Annotated in this window: 12 protein-coding genes; 9 read left to right on the top strand and 3 right to left on the bottom strand. The window is 64.6% G+C overall.

Translation table 11 applies throughout. The features are described from left to right. The first annotated feature begins 119 nt into the window (after positions 1–119). The 6 genes from NTH_RS04245 to NTH_RS04220 all read left to right on the top strand — a co-directional run bounded on the left by NTH_RS04245 (position 120) and on the right by NTH_RS04220 (position 7,061). Positions 120–539 (top strand): endonuclease domain-containing protein, encoded by a 420-nt coding sequence (locus NTH_RS04245; RefSeq protein ID WP_338528843.1) that lies wholly within the window; start codon positions 120–122, stop codon positions 537–539. Positions 540–717: 178 nt separating this feature from the next. Further along, the gene (locus tag NTH_RS04240; protein ID WP_338528842.1) at positions 718–2,001 is read left to right on the top strand and encodes a DUF6638 family protein; all 1,284 of its coding nucleotides are present in this window, start codon (positions 718–720) and stop codon (positions 1,999–2,001) included. 11 nt (positions 2,002–2,012) lie between these two features. After that, a complete protein-coding gene (locus tag NTH_RS04235; RefSeq protein WP_338528841.1) occupies positions 2,013–3,134 on the top strand; it encodes a DUF2333 family protein in 1,122 nt (373 codons plus the stop codon). A 62-nt stretch (positions 3,135–3,196) separates the two neighbouring features. Beyond that, positions 3,197–4,357 carry an AAA family ATPase gene (locus NTH_RS04230; RefSeq protein ID WP_338528840.1) on the top strand — a complete coding sequence of 387 codons (1,161 nt, stop codon included), beginning with the start codon at positions 3,197–3,199 and terminating at the stop codon, positions 4,355–4,357. Positions 4,358–4,479: 122 nt separating this feature from the next. Then, positions 4,480–6,159, top strand: coding sequence for a formate--tetrahydrofolate ligase (locus NTH_RS04225; RefSeq protein ID WP_338528839.1), 1,680 nt, complete (start codon positions 4,480–4,482; stop codon positions 6,157–6,159). 128 nt (positions 6,160–6,287) lie between these two features. After that, positions 6,288–7,061: a MerR family transcriptional regulator gene (locus tag NTH_RS04220; protein ID WP_338528838.1), complete on the top strand. Its 774-nt coding sequence runs from the start codon at positions 6,288–6,290 to the stop codon at positions 7,059–7,061. Between the two features lie 24 nt (positions 7,062–7,085). Here the strand turns inward: NTH_RS04220 and NTH_RS04215 are convergent, their stop codons facing one another. Continuing rightward, positions 7,086–7,904, bottom strand: a complete 819-nt coding sequence (locus tag NTH_RS04215; protein ID WP_338528837.1) for a class I SAM-dependent methyltransferase — start codon at positions 7,902–7,904, stop codon at positions 7,086–7,088. 137 nt (positions 7,905–8,041) lie between these two features. Here NTH_RS04215 and NTH_RS04210 point away from each other — a divergent pair, with 137 nt between their 5' ends. Further along, positions 8,042–8,734, top strand: a complete 693-nt coding sequence (locus tag NTH_RS04210) for a winged helix-turn-helix transcriptional regulator (protein WP_338528836.1) — start codon at positions 8,042–8,044, stop codon at positions 8,732–8,734. A 94-nt stretch (positions 8,735–8,828) separates the two neighbouring features. Here NTH_RS04210 and rnk read toward each other — a convergent pair whose 3' ends face one another. Together rnk and NTH_RS04200 are read right to left on the bottom strand one after the other, a co-directional pair. Then, positions 8,829–9,242 (bottom strand): nucleoside diphosphate kinase regulator, encoded by a 414-nt coding sequence (rnk, locus tag NTH_RS04205; protein ID WP_338528835.1) that lies wholly within the window; start codon positions 9,240–9,242, stop codon positions 8,829–8,831. A gap of 269 nt (positions 9,243–9,511) precedes the next feature. Next, a complete protein-coding gene (locus tag NTH_RS04200; RefSeq protein ID WP_338528834.1) occupies positions 9,512–10,627 on the bottom strand; it encodes a site-2 protease family protein in 1,116 nt (371 codons plus the stop codon). A 93-nt stretch (positions 10,628–10,720) separates the two neighbouring features. On the opposite strand from NTH_RS04200, the gene NTH_RS04195 reads away from it, so the two are divergent. Beyond that, complete coding sequence (locus NTH_RS04195) at positions 10,721–11,479, top strand: phosphatase PAP2 family protein (RefSeq protein ID WP_338528833.1); 759 nt, start codon at positions 10,721–10,723, stop codon at positions 11,477–11,479. A 203-nt stretch (positions 11,480–11,682) separates the two neighbouring features. Then, positions 11,683–13,872: an anthranilate synthase gene (locus NTH_RS04190; RefSeq protein ID WP_338528832.1), complete on the top strand. Its 2,190-nt coding sequence runs from the start codon at positions 11,683–11,685 to the stop codon at positions 13,870–13,872. The last annotated feature ends 1 nt before the right edge of the window (position 13,873 follow it).

Raw genomic sequence — 13,873 nt, 5'->3', positions numbered from 1 at the left:
GAAGACATAAGCGCCCATATCTTGCTGCGCCCCTTTCGGCGTTGAACGAGGTCGTCGCAAGCATTTGCGACCCCCTCTCCCCGCTTGCGGGGAGAGGGTAAGGGTGAGGGGCGGGCGCGATGCGTGATGCAAACTCACGCAGAACCGACAAAGCACGCGGACTCCGGCAGGCGGACAATGGTGCAGAAGCAGCGTTGTGGACGGAGCTACGTAACCGCCGTCTCAATGGCTATAAGTTCGTGCGGCAATTGCCCATCGGTCCCTATTTTGCCGATTTTGCCTGCCGGGAGCGGCGATTAGTGGTGGAAGTCGATGGCAGCCAGCATGTCGAAAGCGCTCATGACAGGACACGGGACGTGTTCATGGTTAGTCAAGGATGGTCGATTTTGCGATTCTGGAATGGCGATGTCCTGAAGGAACGTGATTCGGTGACAGAGACGATTCTTGCTGCGCTCGACGAACGGTTGGTCGCTGCAGTGAATGCGCCGGACATGCGTTTTATCCCCGCCAGTTCCGTTGCTGGAGAGCCCGAATATTGATGGCGTTTGTCTTGGAAGTGGGCGCTCGCCCCTCACCCTTACCCTCTCCCCGCAAGCGGGGAGAGGGGGGCACCCACTTTGACGATCCGATTTTTTTGCGCCTGCGCCATGTACTGAGCGTGCCCGCATTTATGTCCTCCTCTCCCCGCTTGCTGGGTAAGGGTGAGGGGCGGGCGGCATGAACCGCCTCTACGAAAACGAGCTCATCTATGGCCGCCTCCTCACCGTCGAGGAGCCGCATCTGGTCGCGCGATACAACAAGGCGCTCGGCGCCTTCGGCCTCGCGCCGACCAAGCTTCGATCCTTCGACATCGACCGCACCGGCTTTTCGCCGCAAATCGCCGAGGAACTGGGCGACGAGCATTATCTCGACCCCAATCAGGTCAACCGCCGCTTCATCATCCTCACGCCTTCGCAGATCGACCTGCCGGTGGTGCACACGGCCTTTTCCAATACATCCGAGCTCATCTACGAGTTCATGAGCAAGAATGCGCGGTCGATCAACGCGATCACCATCAGGGACGTGATCTATGGCGAGATCGAAGAGCATGTCGCCCGGGTCGAGGATATCGAGGATCTGCTGTCGATCGGGCAGGTCGAGTTCAAGGTTCTTTCGGCGGAGGATCTTTTGGGCAAGGCCGCCGAACTCGGCCGTCTGTCCGACCGGCTGAAGCAGGAGCCCGACGCGTGGCGCGACGATGGGCTCTTGAAGCGCATGGTGGAACTGGCGAAGGAGACCGGCGACATCCGCGACAATGCGCTGGTACCCGATCAGGTGATCTTCCGGCACGATGCTTACTGGACCAGCCATTTCGGCGGGGTCTACGTGTTTGCCGACCGCGATACGACGACCGTGATCGCCGACCGCAACGCGCCCGGCTTCCGCCGCTCGCGCCCCTGGCAGGTCAGCTATCTGTCGCTGGACGACAAGGAGCGCATCTACCGGTTCCTGGCCGAGACGGGCCGCATCGAGCTGCCCCGCGCTTCCTGGGTCGAGCGCTCCGGCTTCCTCGAGCACCGCGCCACGCTGGCGCTTGCCGATCTCATCCGGCGAACCGAGCCCGAGCGGGACTTTTCTAAGGCCGACCAGGTCTGGCTGCAAACCTGGATGCACCGGCACGCGGATCGGGTGAACCGCGATGGCCGTTATCCCTTCTTCAATGCGGCGCTGCGCGAAATCCGACAGCTCGGCCAGTTGAAAATGGCCGAGCTTTCGCCGGCGCAGCGGCTGATGGTGGTGCGGGCCAACCCCGCGCATGCGGACGCATGGCTGGTGAACCGGCTCCTCTCGGACTACGCGCCCTTCGATTTCCTCATGCGCTACGTCTTCAACAAGCAGGGTTTTTACCGTGATTACGAAACCTATCCCGAGCCGTGGCGCGCCCATGTTGTGGAGACGCTCAAGACCACCTATCTCAAGGACAAGCGGGCGCTGCGCCGGCTTCTTTTCGGGCTGGATTGAGGGGTGGTGCCGTGCTTGAGCCGATCGTGAATTTCTTCGCCCGCGTCTTCCTGTGGATCGGCCGCGGCATCGGCTATGTCGTTGCCTGGCTCGCCTGGCCGTTCATGGCGGCCGCCCGGTGGTATCGCCGGCGCGGCTGGGTGCTGCAGTTGGCCGTGGGCTCGGTGGTTCTGCTTTTCGTCGGGCTCTACGCCTATTTCTTCTGGCAGACCCAGGTGTGGACGAATTTCAACCCCGACTATGTGCAGGCCTACGATTTGGAAAGCCGCGCGGTTTCGGCCGGCGAGCAGGTCATGGCCACCGAAGGCGGCGAGGCCCGCACCTGCGGGCGCTCGGCCATTGCCGAGGTGGCGGCCGATCTGACGGATTTCAACGTCAACCAGAACGCATGGATATCCTCCATGCTTCTCTACAAGACGGGCTTCTTCTTCATCGATTGGGACGACACGCCGTTCTTCGACAACAAGGCCTCCTTTCAGCGCGGGGTGAACCAGACGGTGCGCCGCACGGCGGTGGAGCTGGTCGACGCGCTCGGGCGCGTGCGCGGGACGTCGCAGATCGATAGCGACCTGCAGAAGGCGCGCGAAAGTATCCAGTTTTCGGAAAACGCGTGGTATTTCGGCCTCGACCCGTTCGGCCCGAAGATCCCCACGCCCGGCTTCTACCGCACGGCCATCGAAAGCCTGCGCCGCTTCAACGACCGGCTCGAGAGCTGCGAAGCCGTCTTCGACGCCCGCGCCGACAATCTCATCCAGTTCCTGGACCGCATCGCCAACGATATCGGCTCCACATCCGCGATCCTGCGCGAGCGGTCGGAAAACTACAATAGCGGCTGGTTCGACACACGCGCCGACGACCGTTTCTGGTTCGCCTATGGCCAGCTCTACGGCTATTACGGTCTTTTGCACGCCGCGCGGGCCGATTTCGAGGACGTTGTAAACCAGCGCTCGCTGGGCTCGCTGTGGGATACCACCGAGAGCCAGCTTCGCGCCGCCCTCAACATCACGCCCTTCATCATTTCCAACGGCCGCGAGGCGGGCTGGATCATGCCGACGCACCTCGCCACCATGGGCTTCTACATCCTGCGGGTGCGCTCCAATCTTGTGGAGCTTCGACAAGTACTGGACCGCTGAGGCTTTTTCTGGCGATCGTTTAGGGTAGGAGTGCGCTTGACGCGGGGGCGCGGGAGATCGAGATGATTCTTACCCTGGCCGTTTCCGGCTACCGCTCCTTGCGCGAACTCGTCCTGCCGCTCGGAAGGCTCAACGTGGTCTCCGGCGCCAATGGAAGCGGCAAGTCGAGCCTCTACAGGGCAATCCGGCTTCTGGCCGAGACCGCCCAGGGCGGTGTGGTCGGCGCGCTCGCCAGGGAGGGCGGGCTGGACTCCACGCTGTGGGCCGGGCCGGAGCAGTTTTCGGCCGCCATGAAACGCGGCGAGCAGCCGGTTCAGGGTACGGTGCGGAAGAACCCGGTGAGCCTGAAGCTCGGTTTTGCCGACGAAGACTACGGCTACGCGATCGATCTCGGGCTTCTCGCGGACGATATGGGCAGCGCCTTCGCGAGGGACCCCGCGATCAAGGCCGAAGCGGTCTGGGTCGGTGAGAGCCTGGGGCGCAGCAACGCGTTCGCCGAGCGCACAAGGGGCCACGTCTCCGTCCGGGACGAGGTCGGCGCGCGCAGAAGCGTCCTGACGGACCTTGCCTCCTACGACAGCATGATGACCCATGCGGCCGACCCGCGCGCCGCGCCTGAACTGCTCTATCTGCGCGAGCGCATGCGGGCGTGGCGGTTCTACGATCATTTCCGGACCGATCCCGAAGCCGCTTCGCGCCTGCCGCAGATCGGCACGCGGACGCCGGTCCTGGCGTCGGACGGTTCAGATCTGGCGGCGGCGCTGCGCACGATCATGGAGATCGGCGCGCGCGACGAGTTGGAAACAGCGATCGATGACGCTTTCCCCGGCAGCCGCATCGAAGTCTCCATCGACAAGGGGCCGTTTGAAGTGCTCATGCGGCAGCCCGGTCTGCTGCGTCCGCTGCGGGCGGCGGAGTTCTCGGACGGAACCTTGCGTTACCTGCTCCTGGTCGCCGCGCTCCTGTCGCCGAGGCCGTCTTCTCTTCTCGTCCTGAATGAGCCGGAAACGAGCCTCCATCCGGACTTGATCAGGCCGCTCGGCCGGCTGATCGGGCAGGCGGCAGAACGTTCCCAGGTGATCGTCATCACCCACTCCGCCGTCCTGGCCGATGCTCTCGCGGAAAAGGAAGGCGCCGTGGCATTCACCCTTGCCAAGGAACTGGGCGAGACGGTCGTTCTGGAAGAACATCCCCGCCCGCCCTGGGCCTGGCCGTCGCGTTAGGTGCTTGCTGTCGCAATCGCCGCAGCCCATGCCTTTTTCGGAACTGCGGTCTGACGGGCGCGAGGGGTTTAATCCCGGTCGAGAATCCGGGGTGAAGCCCGGCACGAGGAGGAAGAACAACGATGGCTGAAGTCAAATCCGATATCGAGATTGCGCGGGCGGCAAGCAAGAAGCCGGTCCGGGAGGTCGGCGAGAAGCTCGGCATTCCCGACGAGCATCTTTTGCCTTTCGGCCATGACAAGGCCAAGGTCTCCGCGCAGTTCATCGCGTCGGTGAAGGGACGGGAGAACGGCAAGCTCATTCTCGTCACCGCCATCAACCCGACGCCGGCCGGCGAGGGCAAGACGACAACGACGGTCGGCCTCGGCGACGGGCTCAACCGGATAGGCAAGAAGACTGCGATCTGCATCCGCGAAGCCTCGCTTGGCCCCTGCTTCGGCATGAAGGGCGGCGCGGCGGGTGGCGGTTATGCGCAGGTGGTGCCGATGGAGGACATCAACCTTCATTTCACCGGCGATTTCCATGCCATCACCTCTGCCCACAATCTGCTCTCCGCGCTGATCGACAACCACATCTACTGGGGCAACGCTCTCGACATCGACACGCGCCGCGTCACGTGGCGGCGGGTGATGGACATGAACGACCGCGCCCTGCGCGAGATCGTCTGCTCGCTGGGCGGCGTCGCCAACGGCTTTCCGCGCCAGGGCGGTTTCGACATCACAGTCGCCTCCGAGGTGATGGCGATCCTGTGCCTGGCGACGGATCTTGAGGATCTCGAAAAGCGGCTGGGCGAAATCATCATCGGCTATCGCCGCGACAAGAGCCCGGTCTATGCCCGCGACCTCAAGGCCGACGGCGCGATGGCGGTTCTCCTGAAAGACGCGCTCCAGCCCAATCTGGTACAGACGCTGGAGAACAATCCGGCCTTCGTGCATGGCGGCCCGTTCGCCAATATCGCCCATGGCTGCAATTCGGTCATGGCCACGACAACGGCATTGAAGCTGGCGGACTACGTGGTGACCGAGGCCGGTTTCGGCGCCGACCTGGGTGCCGAAAAATTCTTCGACATCAAGTGCCGCAAGGCGGGGCTGAAGCCGGCCGCCGCGGTCATCGTCGCCACCGTCCGGGCTCTGAAAATGAACGGCGGCGTCAAGAAGGAGGATCTGGGCACCGAGAATGTCGAGGCGGTCAAGAAGGGCTGCGCCAATCTCGGCCGCCACATCGAGAACGTGAAGCAGTTCGGCGTGCCGGCGGTGGTCGCCATCAACCATTTCCATTCCGACACCGCGGCCGAGATCGAAGCCGTCAAAGCCTATGTGGCAGCGCAGGGCGAGGAGGCCGTCCTATGCCGCCATTGGGCCGAAGGCTCCGCCGGCGCCGAGGAACTGGCCCGCAAGGTGGTGGCGCTGGCCGAAGGCGGCGCGTCGCAATTCGCTCCGCTCTACGGCGACGACATGCCCCTGTTCGAGAAGATCGACACCATCGTGCGGCGCATCTATCGCGGCTCGGAGGCCATCGCCGACAAATCGGTGCGCGCGCAGCTCCATCAGTGGGAGCAGCAGGGATACGGCCATCTGCCCGTCTGCATGGCCAAGACCCAGTACTCCTTCTCGACCGATCCAAATCTGCGCGGCGCGCCGACCGATCACGTGGTGCCGGTGCGCGAGGTGCGGCTTTCGGCCGGTGCGGGCTTCGTCGTGGCGATCTGCGGCGAGATCATGACCATGCCCGGCCTGCCGAAAGCCCCCTCGGCGGAGAAGATCTTCCTCAACGAGGCCGGCTATATCGAGGGGCTGTTCTAGGCTGCCCGGCGGCTTCCGGATGATCCGATAGGGACCTATCGCCGGCGGCCGGCTGCAATCTCCGGAGCGACACTTGACCCTGACGCCGCGTGAGGGAGTAGTGGTGTCGTCCTGCGGAGACGTGAGCGATGAAGGTCTATACCGTCAGTGAGGTTGCCGCGCTTGCCGGGATTTCGGTGCGCACCCTCCACTATTATGACGAGATCGGCCTTCTGAAGCCCGCGCATGTCGGCGACAACCGCTACCGCTATTATCGCGAGCCGGAGCTGCTGCGCCTGCAGCAGATCCTGCTGCATCGTGAGCTCGGGATGACGCTGAACGAGATCGGCGCCATCCTCGACGATCCTCACTTCGACTACCTCGCAACGCTCAGAACGCAGCGCGAGCGCCTCGAAGCGGAAGGGGAGCGCTGTCGCCAACTTGTCAGGACGATCGACCGCACGATCGGCGAACTCGAAGGAGACGGCATCGTGAAACACAAGGATCTTTACAGCGGCTTTGTGCCGCAGGAGAAGCAGGCCGAATACGAGGCGTGGCTCGTGGATCGCTTCGGCGAAGACGCGCGCCTGCCGATCGCGGCGAGCAGAAGCCGCTTCGAAGCGACGGACCCCGGCACGGCCGGCAGGCATATGGAGGAGCTCGAGGAGATCGAGACCGCGCTGGCCGATGCAATGCAGGCGAACACGCCACCCCAGGCGCGCAGCCTCGATCCGCTGATCGGCAGGCACCGGGATTGGGTGGCAGCCATGTGGGGCAAGGCCTGCCCTGCCGACGCCTACGCCACTCTCGCCGACATCTACGGCGCCCACCCGGATTTCGCCCGCCGGTTCGAGGCGATTCGACCCGGCTTCTCCAGTTGGCTTCCCACCGCCATGAAGGCGTGGGCGCGGCGGCAGACATAGGCTGCCCGCGGCCTTCCTCGACGGTCAACGCTTCCTCGCGGTCACCTCCAGGTAGGGCATTTCCAGAACGAGCGTATCGTCATCGGAGACGTCGTATCTCTCGAAGACTTCGCGAAGGTCGCCGAGCAGTTCCTTGCCCTTCTCCGGCCCGATGGCATCGAGCGCCCTTCGCGTCGGCCCGAAATAGGTGCTGAAGATCTCCAGCGCATGGTCGATTGAGCGCATATAGGCGCGGTGCGTTTTCCGCGTTCCGCGGATTTCGTCCGCGCCGGCTCCCAACAGCGCCTCGAGCCCTTCGTCGCTTCCCCAGCGCAACGGCGAGGCGGCGCCGGGCGGAGGCGGGTTGTGCTTGGCATGAGCCCCGAAGAAATCCTTGCTGAAGCTTTCCGGCATCCAGTTGGCAAGCCCGATCCTTCCGCCGGGCCTGGTCACGCGCAGGAGCTCGCTTGCTGCCTTCTCCTGATCCGGCGCGAACATGACGCCGAAGACGGAGACCACGACATCGAAGTGCCCATCGGGGAACGGCAGGTCCTGCGCGTCCGCCACCTGGAAATCGATCTTGGCGCCCTCGGCTTCCGCGCGCGTTCTGGCGCGTTCGATGAGCGCCGGCACGTAGTCGATGCCGGTCACTTCGCAATAGCGCCTTGAGGCTGCAAGCGCGGTGTTGCCGCTGCCGCAGGCGATGTCGAGCACGCGTTCGCGGGGGCGCGGGTCCACCGTCTCGCAAAGCGCCTCGCTAATGCCGACGATGCCGCGCGATACGACGTGAAAGTCGCCGGTCGACCAGGTGGCCTTCTGGCGCGCTGTGATGTCCTTGTAGTCGAGTGTGTGAGCGTCGTTCATGAGGGCCTCCTTTCACGTTCCCTGCGTTGCTGCGCCCGTGGAGGCCGCAGCACCGTGAAGGATCGCGCAGGAGGGGCGGTGCAGGCAACTTCAAGTTCTGTAGTGAAATTGGCGCTGGCCCGGGTTAGAATGCCCGGATGCAGGGCTACGGACAGTACTGCCCGCTGGCGCTTGCCTCGGAGATCGTCGGCGAGCGATGGACGCTGCTCGTCTTGCGCGAGGTTATGCTGGGCTCGCGCCGCTTCAACGACATCCATCGGGGCGTGCCGCGCATGTCGCCGGCGCTCCTGTCGCGGCGGCTGAAGACGCTCACCGAGCACGGGATTGTGGAGCGGCATGTCGTCGACGGGCACAGCGAATACGCACTCACCAAAGCCGGTGGCGAGCTGGCGCCGTTCCTGATGGACCTTGCCATTTGGGGCAAGCGCTGGCTGCCCGCGACGCTGAGCCGGGAGCGCGCGGACCCGGACCTCATCATGTGGGACATGCATCGGCATATCGACCGGGAAAGCCTGCCGCCCGGGCGCACCGTCGTCCAGTTCTCCTTTCTGGACCTGCCCGCCGCAAAGCGGGACCGCTGGATCGTGTCGCAGCGCCCGGAAATCGATTTCTGCATCAAGGATCCGGGTTACGAGGTCGACCTTTTCGTCGAGACCGACAGCCGTACCATCACATGGGTGTGGTACGGCGACATGCCGCTTACGGAGGCGATCGGCGAAGGACGCATCGCGCTGCACGGTCCCGCCGATCTCCGCCGTCAATTCCCGCGCTGGATGCCGCTAAGCCCGCTCGCGCCCTACGCACGCGAGCGCCCCGTGGCGCTCCGCTAACCAGGTTGGAGCCATGGCATTTGCGCTATCGGGACAAGCTATCGGCTGGAGACGGGCCGGCCCAAGGGCCGCTCGGGAGAACGGCCTGGCAGGTTCAGGCCCCCTTGTCCGGCACCGGTTGGCGGATTTCGGTCACCGTCAGCCGGTGCACCTTGCCGTTGCGGGCCTCCCAGTCGATGGACTGGCCGACCGAAAGGCCGATGAGGGCGGTGCCGAAGGGCGTGGTGACGGAGATGCGTCCGGCCTCGATGTCGGCTTCGCCGGGATAGACCAGCGTCACCGTCGTCTCCTCGCCGCCATCGGCGGTATAGGTGAGCGTCGTGCCCATGCGCACGACCGTCTTGGGCAGGGCGGAATCCTCGACGACGCGCGCGCGCTCAAGCTCGGCGACCATCGTTTCGGCCAGCGTCGGGTCGCGGTCCTCGAGCGCGTCGGCCAGGCCGAGCAGCCTGTCGTGATCCGTCTGCGAGATGGTTATCGGGGGCTTGCGCCCGGTCCTGCTTGTCATTGCTTTTCCACGCGGCACCGCGACCGCGTGCCGTCCGCCAGTTGGGGGTTGATGGGAAGCGCCTGTAAATTGCTGTCGTTCAGCCCGGGATGTCCAAGCTTCGCGGCTGCACGCCCCCTCGGCTCGGAGGCGCGGCACCGAACCGGGGGTCAGTGTCCGGCGATGGGACACACCCTGAAATTGAGAAGAACGGTTCGTATGCGCATGCTCATCCCATCAACGTGGTGCGCGGCGGACGTGTTGTCAAGTTGCCGCGCCGGCGCAGCGTCTCATTGCGCGGGCCGGCGGAACCGGCTCAGGCGGAAGCCTTCCGGCATGGCCGAGCGCACCATCATCATCTCGCCGATCGTTTCATGGGTCAGCAGGCCGACGAGCCGCCCCTGGCTGTCGAGGACGGCGACCGCCGGCGCGCTCGTCGATTGCATCAGCCTGAAGCCCTCCGTCAGGCTCTGGCGCCGGTGGATGGTTGGCAGTTCCGTCTGCATGACCGCGACCACGGGACTGTCGGGCCCTTTTTCCTTGAGCGCCAGGATCATGTCGTTGCGGGTCAGCAAACCTTCGATCCGGCCGTCGGCGTCGATGATGGGGAATTCGTTCTGGGTCGTGGCCAGCAGTCGCTCTATGGCATCGCCTATGGTAGCCGTGCGGTCGAGCGCGGCGAATTCAGTCACCATCACGTCGCCTGTCAGCACGCTGTTGGAGATGTCGCGTATCTGCGCGTTCTGGGCTTCCGCCGCTGCGGCCAAGTAGACGAAGATGGCGATGAAGATCAGCAGCGGGTTGTAGAGCAACCCCAGGAAACCGAACAGGAACGCCAGCCCCTGGCCGATATTGGCGGCGATCTGGGTGGCGCGCGGCCAGCTCATGCGGGTGGCGAGCGCGGCGCGCAGCACGCGCCCGCCATCCATCGGGAATGCGGGGATCATGTTGAAGAGCACCAGGAAGACATTGACGCCAGCCAGCCGCACAAGGAAATCGGTGCGCGGGTTTTCCACCTGCATCATCTGCTCGATGCCCGCCGTGCCGCCGAGCGCCACGAAGATCAGCCCCGCAATGACGACATTCACGAGCGGACCGGCAATGGCGATGATGAATTCCTGGCCGGGCTCTTCGGGCATGCGCTCGAGCCGGGCCAGGCCGCCGATGGGCAGCAGTGTGATGTCCGGCGTCTTGATGCCGAAGCGCCTTGCGGCGAATGCATGGCCGAATTCATGCAGCACCACGCACGCGAAGATGGCAATGACGAATGCGACGCCTTCCCAGGCCGCCGCCGTGCCGCCGATCTGGTAGTGCATGAACCATATCCATACCAGAAGCAGGAAAAAGGTCACATGTATGCGGATAACGGTGCCGGCGATGCTGCCGAGGCTGAATGACCAGGTCATGAGGGCTCCACGGTCCTTGGTGATATCCTAATGTAGGAGAGATTTTCCCGATCGACACTAGTTCTGATGACCGTTCGCAAGAAGGAGTTCCCTGTGCAGGATAGATCGTTCACAGCCCGCATGCTGACGGGGCTGGTCAGGGGCGCCAGGATGGGCCGCGAGCAGGCATTGCCGGTGGCGCTGTTGGCCGGTTTTGCGCTGGGCGTCTACGCTTTCGTGGCGATCGCCGACGAAATGGCGGAAGGCGAGGTGCGGCAGATCGACCAGATGCTGTTCCTCATGATGCGCGAGCCCGGCAATCCCGCCCAGCCCCTGGGGCCGCCCTGGGTGCAGGAGATGGCGCTGGAGATCACCGCCATCGGCGGATATTCGCTGATCATCCTCACGCTCGCGGCCGTGGTCGGATTGTTCCTCGTGACCCGGCGCTATGGGCCGGCGCTCTATGCCGTGCTGTCGGTCGGATCGGGCGCGCTCCTGTCGCAGACGCTCAAGGGATATTTCGACCGGCCGCGCCCGGATCTGGTCGACCATCTCGACGCGGTGCATACCGCCAGCTTTCCCAGCGGCCACGCACTGGTGACGATGGTCGCCTATCTCACGCTGGCCTCCCTCGTCATCCAGTTCTTCGAGGATCGCCGGGTGCGCGCCTATGTGCTTGCCGTGGCCGTGTTCGTGGCGCTGATCGTCGGTCTCAGCCGCGTCTATCTCGGCGTCCACTGGCCGAGCGACGTTGCCGCCGGCTGGGCGCTGGGGGCCGCATGGGCGGCATTTTCCTGGCTGGTGATGCACGTTCTGCGGCGTTGGCGCATGTCCGCCGCGCGGGACCGGGCGGTCGGCGGCCTTGACGCATAGGCGCCGAAAGGACTTGCCGCCTTGCCGATTGCCCGTTATTGAATCCGCGATGATGATTGTCGCGAACGCAAACCTGTGGTGGTGGGCCCGCTCATAGCGGCCGGCGCCACATTTGTGCGTGACTGATGGATTGGCCGCAGGTGAAAACCGGGCGGCCATTTTCGTTTGCGGGCCTCCCGGCGGCCGGGAAACGGGAGCAGAGAATGGTTCTGGAAGTTCTGGAAGACGGCGGCGAGCGATTTACCACCGCGGGCGGCATCGCCATCACCAGGCGGCGCAGCGACACCGCCTATGAGGGCGCGATCGACACCTATATCGATGCGCTGGATTCGCGCAGGGGAGCGGTGTTCTCGTCCAATTACGAGTATCCCGGTCGCTATACGCGGTGGGATACGGCGATCGTCGATCCGCCGCTGGTCATCTCCGCGCGTGGCCGCGCCGTAAAGATTGAGGCGCTCAACGAGCGCGGCAAGGTGCTGGTTGGCGCCATCGCTCCCGTGGTCGATGCGCTTGCGGACGTCTCGGTCACTGCGCGCTCCCCTGTCAGGATCGAGCTCGCCGTGGCGGAGCCGGCGGAGATTTTCTCGGAGGAGGAGCGCTCCCGCGTTCCTTCCGTCTTCACCGTCCTGAGGGCGGTGACCGCGCTTTTCCATACGGAACAGGACGGCAATCTCGGCCTTTACGGCGCGTTCGGCTATGATCTCGCCTTTCAGTTCGATCCCGTCACGCTGAAGCTGGCGCGGCCGCAAAGCCAGCGCGACCTCGTGCTCTATTTGCCGGACGAGATCCTTGTGGTCGACCACCATGCGGCAAGGGCATGGCACGACCGCTACGACTATGGCGGGGAGGGGTTCGATACGGCGGGCCTGCCGCGCGGCGGGGGGGAAGAGCCTTACAAGGCGGCCGATCGCGTGCCGCCGCGCGCCGACCATGAGCCGGGCGAATATGCAAGGCTGGTGGAAAAGGCCAAGGAGAGCTTCCTGCGCGGCGACCTTTTCGAGGTGGTGCCGGGCCAGATGTTCCTGGAGCGCTGCCAGAACGCGCCCTCGGCGATCTCGCGCAAACTGAAGAAGATCAACCCGTCCCCCTATTCCTTCTTCATCAATCTCGGCGAGCGGGAATACCTCGTCGGCGCCTCGCCCGAAATGTTCGTGCGCGTCTCGGGCCGGCGCGTGGAGACCTGCCCCATTTCCGGCACGATCAAGCGCGGCGACGATGCGATCTCGGATTCGGAGCAGATATTGAAGCTGCTCAATTCAAAGAAGGACGAGTCCGAGCTGACCATGTGCTCGGACGTCGACCGCAACGACAAGAGCCGGGTCTGCGAGCCGGGCTCGGTGCGCGTCATCGGCCGGCGCCAGATCGAGATGTATTCGCGCCTCATCCACACGGTCGATCATATCGAGGGCCGGCTGCGCGAGGGCATGGACGCCTTCGACGCCTTCCTGTCACACGCCTGGGCCGTCACGGTCACCGGCGCGCCCAAGCTGTGGGCCATGCGCTTCATCGAGGAAAACGAAAAGAGCCCGCGCGCCTGGTATGGCGGGGCGGTCGGCATGGTGCATTTCAACGGCGACATGAACACGGGTCTCACACTGCGCACCATCCGCATCAAGGACGGCATCGCGGAAGTGCGCGCCGGCGCCACGCTGCTCTACGATTCGGACCCGGAGGAAGAGGAAGCCGAGACGGAACTGAAGGCATCGGCGATGATTGCGGCTATTCGCGACGCGGGAAAATCGAACATGGCGGACGAAACATGCGAGGCGGCGAAGGTGGGCGAGGGTGTGCGCATCCTGCTCGTCGACCACGAGGATTCCTTCGTGCACACGCTGGCCAATTACTTCCGGCAGACGGGGGCGACGGTGACGACGGTGCGCACGCCCGTCGCCGAAGCGGTCTTCGACCGGGTCGATCCGGACCTCGTGGTGCTGTCGCCGGGGCCGGGCAATCCGGAGGACTTCGACTGCGCCGCCACCATCGGCAAGGCGCGGGCGCGCAGCCTGCCGATCTTCGGCGTGTGCCTCGGCCTGCAGGCGCTGGTGCAGGCCTATGGCGGGGAACTGCGGCATCTGCGCGAGCCCATGCACGGCAAGCCCTCGCGCATCCGCGTGGGCGGCAACAGCCTGGTCTTCTCGGGCCTGCCCAGTGAGGTTACGGTCGGCCGCTATCACTCGATCTTCGCCGATCCCTCGCGCCTTCCGGCTGCTTTCGTGGTGACGGCGGAGACGGAGGACGGCGTGGTGATGGGCATCGAGCATGAAAGCGAGCCGGTGGCGGCGGTGCAATTCCATCCTGAATCGATCATGACGCTGGGCCAGAATGCCGGCATGCGCATGATCGAAAACGTCGTGGCGCATCTGCCGAAGAAGGCGAAGGTCAAGGCGGCCTGAC

Source organism: Nitratireductor thuwali, assembly GCF_036621415.1.
GTDB lineage: Bacteria > Pseudomonadota > Alphaproteobacteria > Rhizobiales > Rhizobiaceae > Chelativorans > Chelativorans thuwali.
This window is presented reverse-complemented; position numbering and strand designations above follow the sequence as displayed.